The following is a 16989-nucleotide window of genomic DNA, read 5'->3' as shown; positions in this document are numbered from 1 at the left end:
CGCTGAGTCAAAGCACGAGCGTGTGCGGGGGCAGGCGGGGGATGGCGGGGCGTGTAGATGCGCCCGAGGGAATCCGAAGGCAGCCGCCGCAGGCGGCAACGAGGATGACGAAGGGGAAGTCCGGAGCGAACGCTCCGGACCGCAATCGTAGCCCCGCCATCCCCCGCCTGCCCCCGCACACGCGGCTAAAGAACCCAAAACCCTACTCCACCTTGATCCCCGCCTTAGCAATCACCTCCCGCCACTTGACCACCTCGCCTCGCACGAAAACGCCAAACGCCTCCGCGCTGCCGGGTTTAGGCTCCGCCCCCGCCGCCACCATCGCCTGAGCCGTAGCCGGATCCGACAACACCTTCACCATATCCGCATTCACCCGCGCCACGATTTCAGCAGGCGTCCCCTTCGGCGCCAACACCCCGCTCCACGAATACGCCTCATACCCCGGCACCCCCGACTCGGCAATCGTAGGCACCCCCGGCAACATGCTCGACCGCGTCGGATTCCCCACCCCCAACGCCCGCACCTTCCCCGTCTTCAGATGCGGCACCGCCGACGGCCCGTCGGCAAACATCACCTGCACCTGCCCGCCCAGCAGATCCTGCATCGCCGGCGCGCTGCCGCGGTAGGGGATGTGCTGGATCTTCACCCCCGCCATCGCATTGAACAGCTCGCCCGCCAGGTGCGTGCCGCCGCCCGTGCCCGAGGAACTGAACGACAGCTTGCCCGGATTCGCCTTCGCATAGGCGATCAACTCGCTCACCGAATTCACCGGCAGCGACGGGTTCACCACCAGCACGATCGGGAACACCGCCGCCATGCCCACCGGCACGAAATCGCGCGTGATGTCGTAGGTCAGGTCGCCGCGCAGGCTCGGCAATACCGCATGGTGGATCGACGCGAAGAAGAAGTTGTAGCCATCCGGCTCGGCCTTGGCGGCGAACTGCGCGCCGACGATGCCGCCCGCGCCAGAGCGGTTGTCCACCACCGTCGGCACCGACCACAGGTGGCCCAGCGGCTGCGCCGTGAAACGCGCGGTGGTGTCCACCGGCCCGCCGGCCGGAAACGGCACGATGAAGGTCACGGCATGGCCGGGCCAGGTGGCGGCGCGGGCGAAGGAAGGCAACAAAGCGCTGGCGCACGCGGCGCCCAGCCCCGCGATGACGCGGCGGCGTTGGGGATCTAGCAAGGCAGTCTCCTGAGTCTCGTTCTTGTCGATGGCGCGGCCGCAAGCCACACCTGAACGACGCGGTGCCTTGCCGCCTGCCGGCCCCATTTTTTTCTGCTGCCCGCGCATCAGGCGCGGCCGGGGCTTTTTTTATTATTTGCCGCGCCGCCGCTTTTGCCGCTACACATTTTCAAAAGCCCCTCTTTCGCCGGGAGGCCACGTTCGCTGATCGGACACTATCGCAGGCCCGCTGTGGCGTCATGGCGACGGCCCGCCGGCCGCCGTGGCTACTGCCCCCGAGCCGCCCGCTGCACGTGCTCGATGAAGCACTCGGCAAAGCTCGGCAGGTCGCGCCCGCGCTGGCGGCACAGCAAGCGGTCGCGCAGGGCCCAGGGGTCGTCCAGCTTCAGCACATGCAAGGCATCGGGCCGGCTGTAGCGCGCCGCGCAGGCGCGCGGCACCACGGCGATGCCGGCGCCGGCCTCGACCATGCGGCACACGGCCTCGAAACTGCCCACGTGCACGCGCTGGCAGATGCGCTTGCCCAGGCCGCTGGCGATGTCTTCCAGGAAGGTCTGGATGGCGCTGTCAGGGTGAATGCCGACGAACTGATAGGCGTCGACCAGGTCGGCGAAATGCGCCGACTTCGACGCCGCCAGCGGATGATCCAGCGCCGTGACCACGGTGAGTTCATCGCGGAACAGCGGCGTCACGTCCAGGCCCTCGACGTCGATGTTGCCGGCCACCAGCCCCAGGTCGCCGGCGCCCGCGCGGATCGCGATGACGATGTCGCCCGAGATCTTCTCTTCGAGTTCGACGTCCACGTCCGGGTTCTCGGCCAGGAAGGTCGACAGCGCGTCGGCCAGGAAGGAATTGGTGGCGGTGGTGTTGGCCAGCAGGCGCAGCCGTCCCTTCAGGCCGCTGGCATAGGGCTGCAGGTCGGCGTTCAGGCACTCGAGCTGGCGGAACACCGCGTTGGCGTGCTTGAGCAGCACCTCGCCGGCCGGCGTCAGCGCCACGCCCGTGGCCATGCGCACCAGCAGCCGCGCCTTGAAGGCCTCTTCCATGTGCTTGACGCGCGCGCTCGCGGCGGGCAGCGACAGGAACGTGCGTTCGGCCGCACGGGTCAGATTGAGCGTTTCCCCCACGTTCAGGAAGAGCCGCAGGTCAGTCAGATCATGTCTCATGTTCCACCACACAGAAGGGGGGCATTTCTAATTTTGAATTCTTCGAATGCCGTGACGACCATACCATGGGGCAACCCCGTAAACCATACGGTTTGACGCGGAACTGTTTCCCACGCGGCGCGCGCCGCGGCACCAGGAGTAAGCCTCAATGAGCGGTATTGTTTCCGGCAAGGTAGTGGTGGTTACCGGCGCGGGCGGCGGCATCGGCCGCGGCATCGCGCTGGCCATGGCGCAGGCGGGCGCCAAGGTGGTGGTCAACGACATCGGCGTCTCGCTCACCGGCGAAGGCGGCGGCGAAGGCCCCGCGCATGCCGTGGCGCGCGAGATCGCCGCGGCCGGCGGACAAGCCGTCGCCAATACCGACAGCGTGGCCGCCTACGACAGCGCCAGCCGCGTCATCCAGACCGCCATCGACGCCTTCGGCCGCGTCGACGCGGTGATCAACAACGCCGGCAACCTGCGCGACCGCGTTTTCCACAAGATGAGCGAAGAGGAATGGCGCCAGGTCATCGACGTGCACCTGAACGGCTCGTTCTTCATGAGCCGCGCCGCCGCGCCGTATTTTCGCGAGCAGGAATCGGGCGCCTTCGTGCACATGACGTCCACCTCGGGCCTGATCGGCAACTTCGGCCAAGCCAACTACGCCGCCGCCAAGCTCGGCATCGTGGCGCTGTCCAAGTCGATCGCGCTGGACATGGCGCGCTACAACGTGCGCTCGAACTGCATCGCGCCATTCGCCTGGAGCCGCATGACCAGCTCGATTCCCGCCGAGACCGACGAGGAAAAGGCGCGCGTCGAGAAACTCAAGAAGATGGAAGCCGACAAGGTCGCGCCCATGGCCGTGTACCTGGCCAGCGACGCGGCCAGCGCCATCACCGCGCAGGTGTTCGCGGTGCGCGCCAACGAGATCATGCTGATGAGCCAGCCGCGGCCGCTGCGCAGCGTGCACTACAGCGAAGGCTGGACGCCCGAGCTGATCGGCGAGATCGCCGTGCCCGCCATGCGCAAGCACTTCTACGCGTTGGAGCGCTCGCCCGACGTGATCGACTGGGATCCCATCTGAGGCCGCCATGCCACTCGATTACGCGACCGTGAAGCACTGGCGCTTCGACGACGTGCGCCAGCACTACGACGACAAGGACACCATGCTGTACGCGCTGGGCATCGGCCTGGGGCAGGACCCCGAGGACACCCGGCAGCTGCGCTACGTGTATGAAAAGGACCTTTGCGCCTTTCCCACCATGAGCGTGGTGCTGGGCTATCCCGGATTCTGGATGAGCGATCCGCGCGCCGGCATCGACTGGGTGCGGCTGGTGCATGGCGAACAGCGGCTGGCGGTGCACGCGCCGCTGCCCACGTCGGGCACCGTGATCGGCAGGAGCCGCGTCACCCACGTGATCGACAAGGGCCCGGACAAAGGCGCCATCGTCATCACCGAACGCACGCTGCACGACACCGCCGGCGCCCGCCTGGCCACATTGCGGCAAAGCACTTTCTGCCGCGGCGATGGCGGCTTCGGCCCGGGCGATGCCAGCCCCGAGCCGCTGCCCGCCGCGCCGCAGGGCGAACCGGAGCGCCGCTGCGAACTGCGCATTCCGCCGCAGGCGGCGCTGCTGTACCGCCTGAACGCCGACCGCAATCCGCTGCACGCCGACCCCGAGGTGGCGCACCAGGCGGGCTATCCCAAGCCGATCCTGCATGGGCTGTGCTCCTACGGCGTGGCCGCGCATGCGCTGGTGAAGACCTGGTGCGACTATGACGCCTCGCGGCTGACCCGGCTGGACGCGCGTTTCTCGGCGCCGGTGTATCCGGGCGAGACGCTGCAATGCGACATGTGGCGCATGCCGGACGGCCAGCTACGCTTCATCGCCCGCGCTGTCGAACGCGATATCGTGGTCATGAGCCACGGCACCGCCGAGGTGCGGTCATGACGCGCCCGCCCGCATTGGACGGCGTCCGCGTGCTGGACCTGTCGCGCATCCTGGCCGGCCCCTGGTGCACGCAGAACCTGGCCGACCTGGGCGCCGACGTCATCAAGATCGAGCGCCCCGGCGTCGGCGACGACACGCGCGCCTGGGGCCCGCCGTTCCTGAAGGACGGCCAGGGCGTCGACACCAACGAGTCGGCCTATTACCTCAGCGCCAACCGCAACAAGCGCTCGGTCGAGGCCGACATGGCCACGCCGGCCGGTGCCGCGCTGATCCGCGAGCTGGCGGCGGTCAGCGATATCCTGGTCGAGAACTTCAAGGTCGGCGGGCTGGCCAAGTATGGCCTGGACTACGCCAGCCTGAAGGCCATCAATCCGCGCCTGATCTATTGCTCGATCACCGGCTTCGGCCAGGACGGGCCGTTCGCGCGGCGCCCCGGCTACGACTTCATGATCCAGGGCATGGGCGGCCTGATGAGCATCACCGGCGAACGCGACGACCTGCCCGGCGGCGGTCCGCAGAAGGCCGGCGTGGCGGTCACCGACATCGTCACCGGCATGTACGCCACCGTGGCGATCCTGGCGGCCCTGCAGGAACGGCACCGCAGCGGGCTGGGCCAGCACCTGGACATCGCGCTGCTGGACAGCCACGTGGCCTTGCTGGCCAACCAGAATTCCAACTACTTCAATTCCGGCGTGGCGCCGACGCGCGCGGGCAACGCGCACCAGAACGTGGTGCCCTACCAGGTGTTCGCCGCCCGCGACGGCCACCTGATCGTGGCCACCGGCAACGAATCGCAGTACCGCGCCTATTGCGCGGCCATCGGCGCGCCGGAACTGGGCGACGATCCGCGCTTTGCCATCAACCGGCTACGCGTGGCCAATCGCGAGACGCTGGTGGCGCTGCTGACGGACATCATGCGCACAGGCACGCGCGATGACTGGATCGCCAAACTGGAAGCGGTGGGCGTGCCCTGCGGTCCGATCAACGACATCGCCCAGGCTTTCGCCCATCCGCAGGCGCAGGCGCGGCGGTTGCGCCGCGACATGCCGCATCCGGGCGGCGGCGTCGCGCCGGTGACCGCCAGTCCGCTGCGCTTTTCGGATTCGCCGGTGGTGTATCGACGCGCCCCGCCATTGCTGGGCCAGCACACCGAGGAAGTGCTGCGCGAGGTGCTGGGAAAGTCGCCGAGCGCGATCGCCGAATGGATGGCGACGCCTTCTCACAAGGGGGATTGAGCGGTTACTTATCGGACGATATAACGAGCAAAGGCTCGCATCCCGCGCGGGTTTTGACTCTATGATTCGGGCCACCGATTCATTCATCGCCCCTGCGCGGCGAGCGAGCCTCCATGCCTGCGACCCGATCCTTCAAGCGCCTGTTCCGTCGCAAGCGCGACACGCGAAACGCCGACCTTCACGGCCAGATCGCGGCCATCCACAAGGCGCAGGCGGTGATCGAGTTCGACCTGGACGGCCATGTGCTCATGGCCAACCAGAACTTCCTCGACGCCATGGGCTACACGCTCGACGAACTGCTGGGGCAACACCATCGCCTCTTCGTCGCGCCCGACCGGCGCGACACGCCGCAATACTGTGCCTTCTGGGACAAGCTCAAGCGCGGCGAATATGACGCCGGCCGCTATCGCCGTATCCACAAGGACGGCAGCGACGTCTGGCTGCAGGCCAGCTACAACCCGATCTTCGATCAGCAGGGCCGGCCCTTCAAGGTGGTCAAGTACGCCACCGACGTCACCGAACAGCAACGGCGCCAGGCCGACACCGAGGGCCAGCTCGCGGCCATCTCCAAGGTGCAGGGCATCATCGAATTCGACCTGGACGGCAACATCCTCCGCGCCAACGACCTGTTCCTGGACGCCATGGGCTATCGCGAAGACGAATTGCGCGGCAGGCACCACAGCATGTTGGTGCTGCCGGAAGAAACGCGCGGCCCGGCCTACAAGGAATTCTGGCGCAAGCTGCGCGGCGGCGAGTACGACACCGGCCAATACCTGCGCATCGGCAAGAACGGCCGCCACGTCTGGATCGAGGCCAGCTACAACCCGATCTTCGACGCCGAAGGCCGGCCGTTCAAGGTGGTGAAGTTCGCCACCGACATCACCAAGCGCTTCACCGCCGCGCAGACGCTGCGGGTGGCGGTGCAGGGCCTGACCGAGAACGCCGAACGCGCCGGCCAGGCCAACACGCTGGCACGCGACGCCTGCCTGATCGCCGAGGAAGGCGGCAAGACCGTGGCCGGCGTGGTGGCCACCATGGGCGCCATCACCGACAGCTCGCGGCGCATCTCGGAAATCATCGGCGTGATGGACGGCATCGCGTTCCAGACCAACATCCTGGCGCTGAACGCGGCGGTCGAGGCGGCGCGCGCCGGCCCGCACGGCAAGGGCTTCGCGGTGGTGGCGGCGGAAGTGCGCAGCCTGGCCCAGAACAGTGCGTCCGCGGCCAAGGAGATCAAGGACCTGATCACCACGTCGGTCCAGCAGATCGGCAACGGCGCCGAACAGGTGCAGTCCGCCGGCGCCACCATGGAGAACATCGTGACCTCGTCGCGCCGTGTCACCGAGATCATGGGCGACGTGGTGGAAGTCTCGCTGGCGCAATCGGCCAAGCTGGGCGAAGTGACCGAGGACATCACGCAGATGACGGCCGAGGCGGCCCACGAACGGCAGCGCGCCTACGACGCGCATGCGCATCCCGCGGCAAGCCGGACCCCGGCGCCCGCGCGGGCCAACGCGGCCAGCGCGGCGGCGCCGTCGCGCCAGGCGCTGGAGTACGTGCGCTATTGATACCGCTCCGGCGGACAGGACAATCTCACGCCGGCTCGTCCGGCGGCGCCGGAAAACAGCAAAAAAAAACGGGCGCCGTCACCGGCGCCCGTTCTGCTTTGCCGCTGCCGGCTTACGCCGTGGCGACCGGGATCTTGCCGATCCTGGCCTGCCATTCCTTCGGGCCGGTGGTGTGGACCGAGGTGCCCTGGGCGTCAACCGCCACGGTCACCGGCATATCCTTCACGTCGAACTCGTAGATGGCTTCCATGCCCAGGTCGGCGAAACCCAGCACCTTGGCGCCGCGGATCGCCTTGGACACCAGGTAAGCCGCGCCGCCCACGGCCATCAGGTAGGCCGAGCCGTGCTGCTTGATCGACTCGATGGCGACCGGGCCGCGCTCGGACTTGCCGATCATGGCGATCAGGCCGGTCTGCTCCAGCATCATGTCGGTGAACTTGTCCATGCGGGTGGCGGTGGTGGGACCGGCCGGGCCCACCACTTCGTCGCGCACCGGATCGACCGGGCCGACGTAGTAGATGACGCGGTTGGTGAAGTCCACCGGCAGCGGCTCGCCCTTGGCCAGCATGTCCTGGATGCGCTTGTGCGCGGCGTCGCGGCCGGTCAGCATCTTGCCCGACAGCAGCAGGGTCTGGCCCGGCTTCCAGCTGGCGACTTCTTCCTTCGTCAGCGTGTTCAGGTCGACCTGCCTGGACTTGTTGTAGTCCGGCGCCCAGTGCACTTCCGGCCATTCCGACAGCGACGGCGGATCCAGGCGCGCCGGGCCCGAGCCGTCCAGCTCGAAGTGGGCGTGGCGCGTGGCCGCGCAGTTCGGGATCATGGCGACGGGCTTGGAGGCCGCGTGCGTCGGGAAGGTGCTGATCTTGACGTCCAGCACGGTGGTCAGGCCGCCCAGGCCCTGGGCGCCGATGCCCAGCGCGTTGACCTTTTCGTACAGCTCGATGCGCAGCTCTTCGAGCTTGTTCTGCGGGCCGCGGGCCAGCAGTTCGTACATGTCGATGTCTTCCATCAGCGACTGCTTGGCCATCAGCATGGCCTTTTCGGCGGTGCCGCCGACGCCGATGCCCAGCATGCCCGGCGGGCACCAGCCGGCGCCCATGGTCGGGACCGTCTTGAGCACCCAGTCCACCAGCGAATCGCTGGGGTTGAGCATGGCGAACTTGGACTTGTTTTCCGAACCGCCGCCCTTCGAAGCCAGCTGCACGTCGACCTTGTCACCCGGGACAAGCTCGACGTGCAGGATACAGGGTGTGTTGTCGCGGGTGTTCTTGCGGGCGAACAGCGGATCGTCCAGCACCGAGGCGCGCAGGGGATTGTCCGGGTTCAGGTAGCCGCGGCGCACGCCTTCGTCACACAGTTCCTGCAGGGTGCGCTTGGTGTCGAAACGCACGCCCATGCCGACCTTCAGGAACACGTTGACGATGCCGGTGTCCTGGCACAGCGGGCGCTTGCCCTCGGCGCACATGCGCGAGTTGGTCAGGATCTGGGCCATCGCGTCGCGCGCGGCCGGGCTTTCCTCGCGCTCGTAGGCGCGGGCCAGGTGGCGGATGTAGTCGACGGGGTGGTAATAGCTGATGAACTGGATGCCATCGGCTATCGACTGGATGAAGTCTTCTTCTTTGATGAGGACGGACATGGCGATATGCGATTAACGAAGGGAGAACGTGAAAACGCGGCCGACCTACCGGCCAGCCGCGCTGGTGAAAAGATTACTTTTGCCGCCGGGCCGCCCCAAGGCAAAAGGGCCCCCTCGGGGGGCAGCTAGCTCGCGCAGCGAGCGCGGCGTGGGGGCATTCATTCATTTTCCTTGCCAGACCGGCTTGCGCTTCTCCGCGAAAGCGGTGGCGCCTTCCTTGGCGTCGGCCGACGAGAAGATGTGGGCGATCAGCGGACGCTGGCGGCCGAACATCTCTTCCTGGGTCCAGTCGCCGGACTGCGCCACGATGCTCTTGGCGGTCTGCACCGACAGCGGGCCGTTCTCGACGATGGCGCGGGCCAGTTCCAGCGCGCCGGCCAGGGCGCCGCCCGGCTCGGTCAGGCGGTTGACCAGGCCGAAGCCGTAGGCCCGCTCGGCGCCCAGCATGTCGCCGGTCAGGATCACTTCCATGGCGATGTGGTACGGCAGGCGGCGCGGCAGGCGCAGCATGCCGCCGGCGCCGGCCACCAGGCCGCGCTTGACTTCGGGCAGGCCGAACTTGGCGTTGCTGGCGGCCACGATCAGGTCGGACGCCAGGGCCATCTCGCAACCGCCGGCCAGCGCGTAGCCTTCGACCGCGGCGATCAGCGGCTTTTTCGGCGGCGCTTCGTTCAGGCCGGCGAAGCCGCGGCCTTCGACGTAGGGGCGCTGGCCCGACTTGGCGAACGCCTTCAGGTCCATCCCCGACGAGAACGTGCCGCCCGCGCCCGTCAGGATGCCGATGCGCACGTCGTCGCGGCTGTCCAGCTGGTCGAGCGCCGCGGCCATGGCCTGGGCGGTTTCCAGGTTGATGGCGTTCTTGGCCTCGGGGCGGTTGATGGTGATGATCTGGATGCCGTCGGCGACTTCCACCTTGATCAGGTCAGACATGCGGATGCTCCTTCCGGGGGTTTGGATATTGGTTTTATATAAGACTGGTCAACCTGGAATGATACGACCAATGCCAGGCCGCCGCAGGGCGCCGGCGGGGCAACGTCCGCCTGGAGCACGCCCCGTCCGAGATGTAACCGCGAGGATGTAACCGCAATTCCGGGGTCCGGCCCCCGGGGCCGCCCCGGGCCAGTTAAAATGCCCGGTTTCCCACGCCCACGGCAGACGTCGCCCGGCGACCGAATTCCAAGAATCCTATGCTCACCTTTCAGCAAATCATCCTTACGCTCCAGGAATACTGGGACAAGCAGGGTTGCGCCCTGCTGCAGCCCTACGACATGGAAGTCGGCGCCGGCACCTCGCACACCGCCACCTTCCTGCGGGCGATCGGCCCGGAGCCCTGGCGCGCGGCCTACGTGCAGCCCTCGCGCCGCCCCAAGGATGGCCGCTACGGCGAGAACCCCAACCGCCTGCAGCACTATTACCAGTACCAGGTGGTGCTGAAACCCGCGCCCCCTGAAATCCTGGACCTGTACATCGGTTCGCTCAAGGCGCTGGGCATCGACCCGACGCAGCACGACATCCGCTTCGTCGAGGACGACTGGGAAAACCCGACGCTGGGCGCCTGGGGCCTGGGCTGGGAAGTGTGGCTGAACGGCATGGAAGTGACCCAGTTCACCTACTTCCAGCAGGTCGGCGGCCTGGATTGCACCCCGACCACGGGCGAGATCACCTACGGCCTGGAACGCCTGGCCATGTACCTGCAAGACGTGCAGAGCGTGTACGACCTGGTCTGGACCGAAGGCGCCAACGGCAATCGCGTGCTGTACCGCGACGTGTTCCACCAGAACGAAGTCGAACAGTCCACCTACAACTTCGAGTACTCGTCGGCCGAGATGCTGTTCGCGCACTTCAACGACTACGAGGCCGAGGCCAAGCGCCTGATGGACGTGCCGCTGGCGCTGCCCGCGTACGAAGCCACCCTGAAGGCCGCGCACACCTTCAACATGCTGGACGCGCGCGGCGCGATCAGCGTCACCGAGCGCGCCGCCTACATCGGCCGCATCCGCAACCTGTCGCGCGCCGTCGCGCAGGCCTACTACGATTCCCGCGAACGACTGGGCTTTCCCATGCTGGGCCGCGACAAGGCCGCCGGGGAGGCTGCATAAATGACGACGAACATCCGCCCCCTGCTGGTCGAGCTGCTGACCGAAGAACTCCCGCCCAAGGCCCTGCAGAAGCTGGGCCAGGCTTTCGCCGAGGGCGTGCGCGCCACGCTGGCGCGCCACGGCCTGCTGGCCGACGGCTGCGCCGTGCAGCCCTACGCCACGCCGCGCCGCCTGGCGGTGCGCCTGTCGGCGGTGCTGGCCCAGGCGCCCGACCAGGCCTACGCCGAAAAGCTGATGCCCGTGAAGATCGGCCTGACCGAAGACGGCAAGGCCACCCCGGCGCTGCAGAAGAAGCTGGCCGCCAAGGGCCTGGAAAACATCGACCTGGCCACCCTGGAACGTGAATCCGACGGCAAGCAGGACTACCTGGTCGCCCGCGGCACCGCGCCCGGCGCCTCGCTGGCCGCCGGCCTGCAGGAAGGCATCGACGCGGCCATCGACGGCCTGCCGATCCCCAAGGTCATGCGCTACCAGCTGGCCGATGGCGAAACCACCGTCAAGTTCGTGCGCCCGGCGCACGGCCTGATCGCGCTGTTCGGCGCCGACGTCGTGCCCGTGGCCGCCCTCGGCCTGACCGCCGGCCGCGAAACGCTCGGCCACCGCTACATGAGCAGCGGCGCCATCGCCATCGCCGATGCCGACGCCTACGCCGCCACCCTGGCCGAGAAGGGCCGCGTGGTGGCCTCGTTCGAAGGCCGCCGCGACGAAATCCAGCGCCAGTTGCTGGACCACGCCGGCCGCCTGTCGGCCACGCTGGGCGACGACCCCGAAGTGGCCGCCCTGCTCGATGAAGTCACCGCCCTGGTCGAACACCCCACCGTCTACGTGGGCGAGTTCGAGGAACAGTTCCTGCAAGTGCCGCAGGAATGCCTGATCCTGACCATGCGCCTGAACCAGAAGTACTTCCCGCTGTTCGACCCGGCCAGCGGCCGCCTGACGCACCGCTTCCTGATCGTGAGCAACATGCACACGGACAACCCGGTGAACATCGTCGAAGGCAACCAGCGCGTGGTGCGTCCGCGCCTGGCCGATGCCCAGTTCTTCTTCGAGACCGACCGCAAGACGCCGCTGGCCGCGCGCGTCGAGCAACTGGGCTCGATCGTCTACCACAACAAGCTGGGCACCCAGCTCGAACGCGTCGAACGCGTGCGCGCCATCGCCCGCGACGTGGCCGGCAAGCTGGGCGGCGACGTCGCCGCCGCCGACCGCGCCGCGCTGCTGGCCAAGGCCGACCTCGGCTCGAACATGGTGGGCGAATTCCCCGAGCTGCAAGGCATCATGGGCGCCTACTACGCCGCCGGCGACGGCGAGCCGGACAGCGTCGTGCAGGCCCTGCGCACCCAGTACCGCAACCGTTACGACGCCCCGGTCACGCAGGACGCCCTGACCGCCGCCACGCTGTTCATCGCCGAACGCGCCGAGACCCTGGTCGGCATCTGGGCCATCGGCCTGGCGCCCACCGGCGAACGCGACCCCTTCGGCCTGCGCCGCGCCGCGCTGGGCCTGATCAGCGCCTTCGAGCAACTGGCCGCCGGCGGCTGGCTCAAGCTCAACCAGGACGGCCCGCTGTCGCTGGACGGCCTGCTGGCCGCCACCGCCGCCACCTTCCCGGCCGGCAAGATCCCCGCCGACACGCTGGCGGAAGTGCGCGCCTTCATCTACGAGCGCTACCGCAACCAGCTGATCAATGAACACGACCGCAACGCGGTCGAGGCCGTCATTGCCCTGACCCCGCCGCTGCACCAGGTGGCCGAGCGCGTGCGCGCCGCCGCCGCCTTCGCGCAGATGCCCGAGGCCGCCAGCCTGGCCGCCGCCAACAAGCGCATCGGCAACCTGCTCAAGAAAGCCGAGGGCGAGATCGGCGCGGTCAATGACGCCGCCCTGGTCGAGCCCGCCGAAAAGGCGCTGGCCGCCGCCGTGGCCGCGCTGCGTCCGCAGGCCGAGGCGCAACTGGCCGCTGGCGACTTCGCCGCCAACCTGCGCACGCTGGCCCAGGCCCGCGAGCCGGTGGATGCCTTCTTCGCCGACATCATGGTCATGGCCGAAGACCCGGCGGTGCGCGCCAACCGGCTGGCGCTGCTGGGCCAGCTGCACACCCTGATGAACCAGGTCGCTGACATCTCCAGGCTGGCACAGTGAAACTCATCATCCTCGACCGCGACGGCGTCATCAACCAGGACAGCGACGCCTTCGTCAAAAGTCCCGACGAATGGATCGCCCTGCCCGGCAGCCTGCAGGCCATCGCCCGCCTGACCCAGGCGGACTGGACGGTGGTGGTTGCCACCAACCAGTCGGGCCTGGCCCGCGGCCTGTTCGACATGGACACGCTGACCGCCATCCACACCAAGATGCGGCGCGAACTGGCCGCCGTGGGCGGCAGCGTCGACGCCGTCTTCATGTGCCCGCACGGCCCGGATGACGACTGCACCTGCCGCAAGCCGCGTCCCGGCATGTTCGAGCAGATCGGCCATCGCTACGACGTCGACCTGGCCGGCGTGCCGGCCGTGGGCGACTCGCTGCGCGACCTGCAAGCCTCCAGCACCGCCGGCTGCTCGCCCTGGCTGGTGCTGACCGGCAACGGCAAGAAGACGCTGGCCAAGGGCGGCCTGCCCGAGAACACGCGGGTCTGCGACGACCTGTCGGCCGTGGTCGACGCCTTGCTCCAGGACAACTGATGGCCCGGCTGCGCTCGTTCCTCTATTTCCTGTTCCTGGCCATCACGGTCATCCCCTACGCCTTCGCCTGCGTGCTGTGGGCGCCGCTGCCGCTGCACCTGCGCTACAAGCTCACGGTGGGCTGGCCGCGCCTGGCCATCTGGGGCGCCAAGGTGTTCTGCGGCATCCGCTGGCAGGTCAAGGGCTGGGAGAACCTGCCCGACGGCCCGGCGGTGCTGCTGTCCAAGCACCAGTCGGCCTGGGAGACCCTGTTCTTCCCGGCCTACATGCCGCGCGAGGTCTGCTTCGTCTACAAGAAGGAACTGCACATGGTGCCGTTCTTCGGCTGGGGCCTGGCGTTGCTGCGCATGATCGCCATCGACCGCGCCAAGGGCCGCGACGCCTTCGACCAGGTGGTCAAGCAGGGACAGGTCCGGCTGGACGAAGGCCGCTGGCCGCTGCTGTTCCCGGAAGGCACGCGCGTACCGCCGGGCAAGACCGCGCGCTTCAAGATGGGCGGCGCGCTGCTGGCCTCGCGCACCGGTGCGGTGGTCATCCCGGTGGCGCACAATGCCGGCGAATGCTGGCGCCGCAACGCTTTCGTCAAATATCCGGGCATGGTTACGCTGTCCATCGGTCCCGCGATAGAATCGAAGGGAATCTCCCCCGAGGAACTGAACCAGAAAGTGCAGGACTGGATCGAAGGGGAAATGCGGCGTCTCAATCCAGAAAGGTATGCCCAGCACTGACCAGCTCGAACTCCTGTTCGACGTGCAAGACTCCGACGCGTCCACGGACGCGTCGCCGCTGACCGCGTCTCCCGCGGCGCGCCCGGCCCCGGTGGCCACGCCGCCCGCTACCCTGTTTCCTCCCCCCTCGGCTGCCGCCCCCAAACCGGCCGGCGAACCGCTGCTGACGCTGTCGCCCAATGCGGCGGCGCGCGTGCCCACCCCCTGCCCCGATCCGCTGCCGCCCGGCGCGCGCTGGCGCGAGGTGGACACCGATCCGCAACCCATCGGCTTCGTGCTGCTGCGCTCGCGCCGCCGCAGCATCGGCTTCGTCATCACCGACGACGGCCTGCGCGTCACCGCGCCCAACTGGGTCACCCTGGCGCAGATCGACGACGCGGTGCGCGAGAAGGCCCGCTGGATCGTCGCCAAGCTGCGCGAATGGCACACCCGCAAGCAGCAGCTGGCCATGGCCCACACGCGCTGGCAGGCCGGCGGCGAACTGCCCTACCTGGGCAAGCGCATCGTGCTGGGCGTGGGCGGCGACAGCCGCCAGACCCGCCTGTCGGGCGATGCCGAAGCCCCGGCCGACGGCGACACGCTGTGGCTGGCGCTGCCCGCCGACGCCGACCAGGGCCGCATCCGCGACGCCGCCCAGGCCTGGCTGCAGCAGCGCGCCGGCGCCTGGTTCGGCGCCCGGCTGGCGCATTTCCTGCAGATCAGCGGCCTGAAGATTCGCCGCTGGCGCCTGTCGTCGGCGGCCACGCGCTGGGGGTCGTGCACCAGCGACGGCAACATCATGCTGAACTGGCGCCTGATCCATTTCGCGCCGGCCATCATCGACTACGTCATCGCGCACGAACTGGCGCACCTGCGCGAAATGAACCACAGCCAGGATTTCTGGCGCGAAGTCGGGCAGATCCTGCCCGATTTCGAGGAAGCGAAGAACGTGCTGCGGCGCCACGACCCTGCCTCGCTTCCCCAATTCTAGGATCGGTGCGAGACGCCCCTGCCCCGCAACCGGCCCAGCCCCCACGGAGACATCCCATGCTTCTGCTGATTCCCGGCCCGGTCACGACCGATGCGCGGGTGAAGGCCGCCATGGCGCAGGACTATGCGCCCTGGGACAACGAATTCCGCGCGCTGTACCGCGAGGTCTGCGACGGCGTGCTGCGCGTGGCCCAGGCCGACGCGCGCGAACACGTGGCGCTGGCGCTGCCGGGCTGCGGCCACTTCGCCGTGGAAGCCGCGATCCGCACCCTGGTGCCGGCCGGCGGCCGCCTGCTGGTGCCGTCCACCGGCGCCTACGCGGGCCGTTTGCAGAAGCTGGCCGCCGAGGCCGGCCGCGTCGCCGTGCCGCTGTATGTCGGCGCGCGCGACCGCGTCGATCCCCAGGCCGTGGCCCAGGCGTTGGAACAGGATCCGAGCCTGACGCACGTGGCGCTGGTCTACAGCGAGACCGGCAGCGGCATCTGCCACGACGTGCCGGAACTGGCCCGCATCGCCCACGCGCTGGGCCGCCGCGTCATCGTCGACGCGGTCTCGGCCTTCGGCGCGCTGCCGCTCGACCTGCGCGCGCTGCCGGCCGTGGACGCCGTGGTGCTGACCGCCAACAAATGCCTGGAAGGCCTGCCCGGCGCCGCCTTCGTGGTGGGCCGCCGCGACAGCCTGGATGCCGCGCGCGGCAACGCCGGCAGCTGGTCGCTGGACCTGGCCGACATCTACCAGCACACCCTGGCGCCCAACGCCGGCCCGCGCTTCACGCCACCGGCGCCGACGCTGGCGGCGCTGGCCGTGGCGCTGGAGTTGTATCATCAGGAAGGCCGCGAAGCCCGGCTGGCGCGCTACACCGCCAACATGCGCACCCTCTACGACGGCGTGGCCGACCTGGGGCTCAGCCCCTACCTGCCGCCCGCGCTGCAAGGACCGATCGTCGTCAACGTGCACGCGCCCGACGCGCCGACCTGGAACCTGCAGCTGTTCGTGGACGCGCTCAAGCAGCGTGGCTTCGTGCTCAGCAATTTCACCAACACCGAACTGCCCACTTTCCGGGGCGGTTGCATCGGCGCCTTCGGGCCCGACCAGATGCGGCTTGCGGTCGACGCCATGGGCGGCGCGCTGCAGGACCTCGGCATAACGCGGGAATCCGCCGGACGCGTCCACGGCTTCCCCCCACCTCTCATCGCTTAAGGAATTCCACCATGCGTATGCTCCACACCATGCTGCGAGTCGGCAACCTCGACAAGTCCATCGACTTCTACACCAACGTGCTCGGCATGCGCGTCCTGCGCCGCAACGACTACCCCGACGGCAAGTTCACGCTGGCGTTCGTCGGCTACCAGGATGAGTCCGAAGGCGCCGTGATCGAGCTGACCCACAACTGGGACACCGACAAGTACGACCTGGGCACCGGCTACGGCCACATCGCCCTGGAAGTCGACAACGCCTATGAAGCCTGTGACAAGGTCAAGGAACGCGGCGGCAAGGTCACCCGCGAGGCCGGCCCGATGAAGCACGGCACCACCGTGATCGCCTTCGTGGAAGATCCGGACGGCTACAAGATCGAGTTCATCCAAAAGAAAGGACGGGTGGATTGAGGCCCCCACGCCGCGCCCACTGCGTGGGCTAGCTGCCCCCCGAGGGGGCGCTTTCCCCTTGGGGCGGCCCGGCGGAGGATTAAGCCCCCACGCCGCGCCCACTGCGTGGGCTAGCTGCCCCCCGAGGGGGCGCTTTCCCCTTGGGGCGGCCCGGCGGGGAAAGTCCTCTTCTAACGACAGACCACTTCT

Annotated in this window: 15 protein-coding genes; 11 read left to right on the top strand and 4 right to left on the bottom strand. The window is 68.4% G+C overall.

The features are described from left to right. Window positions 1-202: 202 nt before the first annotated feature. Window positions 203-1186 carry a Bug family tripartite tricarboxylate transporter substrate binding protein gene (locus tag AC1HFW_RS29185; protein WP_479286143.1) on the bottom strand — a complete coding sequence of 328 codons (984 nt, stop codon included), beginning with the start codon at window positions 1184-1186 and terminating at the stop codon, window positions 203-205. A gap of 266 nt (window positions 1187-1452) precedes the next feature. Next, on the bottom strand, window positions 1453-2352 hold the full coding sequence (locus tag AC1HFW_RS29180) for a LysR family transcriptional regulator (protein WP_006393038.1): 900 nt from the start codon (window positions 2350-2352) through the stop codon (window positions 1453-1455). A 148-nt stretch (window positions 2353-2500) separates the two neighbouring features. Here AC1HFW_RS29180 and AC1HFW_RS29175 point away from each other — a divergent pair, with 148 nt between their 5' ends. The 4 genes from AC1HFW_RS29175 to AC1HFW_RS29160 all read left to right on the top strand — a co-directional run bounded on the left by AC1HFW_RS29175 (window position 2501) and on the right by AC1HFW_RS29160 (window position 7086). After that, window positions 2501-3415, top strand: a complete 915-nt coding sequence (locus AC1HFW_RS29175; RefSeq protein ID WP_006393037.1) for an SDR family NAD(P)-dependent oxidoreductase — start codon at window positions 2501-2503, stop codon at window positions 3413-3415. A 7-nt stretch (window positions 3416-3422) separates the two neighbouring features. Further along, window positions 3423-4283, top strand: coding sequence for a MaoC/PaaZ C-terminal domain-containing protein (locus tag AC1HFW_RS29170; RefSeq protein WP_479286141.1), 861 nt, complete (start codon window positions 3423-3425; stop codon window positions 4281-4283). Further along, on the top strand, window positions 4280-5518 hold the full coding sequence (locus tag AC1HFW_RS29165; RefSeq protein WP_479286140.1) for a CaiB/BaiF CoA transferase family protein: 1239 nt from the start codon (window positions 4280-4282) through the stop codon (window positions 5516-5518). Before AC1HFW_RS29170 ends, AC1HFW_RS29165 begins: the two co-directional genes overlap by 4 nt. A gap of 113 nt (window positions 5519-5631) precedes the next feature. After that, entirely contained in the window at window positions 5632-7086 is a 1455-nt protein-coding gene (locus tag AC1HFW_RS29160; RefSeq protein WP_479286138.1) for a PAS domain-containing protein, read from the top strand. Window positions 7087-7198: 112 nt separating this feature from the next. On the opposite strand, the gene AC1HFW_RS29155 is transcribed toward AC1HFW_RS29160, so the two are convergent. Together AC1HFW_RS29155 and AC1HFW_RS29150 are read right to left on the bottom strand one after the other, a co-directional pair. Continuing rightward, window positions 7199-8722 carry a fumarate hydratase gene (locus AC1HFW_RS29155; protein ID WP_061072385.1) on the bottom strand — a complete coding sequence of 508 codons (1524 nt, stop codon included), beginning with the start codon at window positions 8720-8722 and terminating at the stop codon, window positions 7199-7201. Between the two features lie 162 nt (window positions 8723-8884). Further along, window positions 8885-9652, bottom strand: a complete 768-nt coding sequence (locus AC1HFW_RS29150; RefSeq protein ID WP_006393032.1) for a crotonase/enoyl-CoA hydratase family protein — start codon at window positions 9650-9652, stop codon at window positions 8885-8887. 257 nt (window positions 9653-9909) lie between these two features. Between AC1HFW_RS29150 and glyQ the strand changes: the two genes are divergently transcribed. Genes glyQ through gloA form a run of 7 tightly spaced genes read left to right on the top strand, consistent with a single transcriptional unit; the run spans window position 9910 to window position 16800 of the window. Then, window positions 9910-10821, top strand: a complete 912-nt coding sequence (gene glyQ, locus AC1HFW_RS29145; RefSeq protein WP_006393031.1) for a glycine--tRNA ligase subunit alpha — start codon at window positions 9910-9912, stop codon at window positions 10819-10821. Beyond that, window positions 10822-12960, top strand: coding sequence for a glycine--tRNA ligase subunit beta (gene glyS / locus AC1HFW_RS29140; protein WP_479286135.1), 2139 nt, complete (start codon window positions 10822-10824; stop codon window positions 12958-12960). It begins immediately after the preceding gene. After that, the gene (gene gmhB / locus AC1HFW_RS29135; protein ID WP_479286134.1) at window positions 12957-13496 is read left to right on the top strand and encodes a D-glycero-beta-D-manno-heptose 1,7-bisphosphate 7-phosphatase; all 540 of its coding nucleotides are present in this window, start codon (window positions 12957-12959) and stop codon (window positions 13494-13496) included. The genes glyS and gmhB overlap by 4 nt, the downstream gene beginning before the upstream one ends. Continuing rightward, the gene (locus AC1HFW_RS29130; protein WP_054474610.1) at window positions 13496-14224 is read left to right on the top strand and encodes a lysophospholipid acyltransferase family protein; all 729 of its coding nucleotides are present in this window, start codon (window positions 13496-13498) and stop codon (window positions 14222-14224) included. The genes gmhB and AC1HFW_RS29130 overlap by 1 nt, the downstream gene beginning before the upstream one ends. Continuing rightward, window positions 14211-15194: a M48 family metallopeptidase gene (locus tag AC1HFW_RS29125; RefSeq protein WP_479286132.1), complete on the top strand. Its 984-nt coding sequence runs from the start codon at window positions 14211-14213 to the stop codon at window positions 15192-15194. The genes AC1HFW_RS29130 and AC1HFW_RS29125 overlap by 14 nt, the downstream gene beginning before the upstream one ends. Window positions 15195-15250: 56 nt before the next feature. Then, window positions 15251-16393: a 2-aminoethylphosphonate--pyruvate transaminase gene (locus AC1HFW_RS29120; protein ID WP_479286130.1), complete on the top strand. Its 1143-nt coding sequence runs from the start codon at window positions 15251-15253 to the stop codon at window positions 16391-16393. Between the two features lie 11 nt (window positions 16394-16404). Continuing rightward, window positions 16405-16800 carry a lactoylglutathione lyase gene (gloA, locus tag AC1HFW_RS29115; protein ID WP_006388855.1) on the top strand — a complete coding sequence of 132 codons (396 nt, stop codon included), beginning with the start codon at window positions 16405-16407 and terminating at the stop codon, window positions 16798-16800. The last annotated feature ends 189 nt before the right edge of the window (window positions 16801-16989 follow it).

The organism is Achromobacter sp. ISS7 (assembly GCF_056523125.1).
This window is presented reverse-complemented; position numbering and strand designations above follow the sequence as displayed.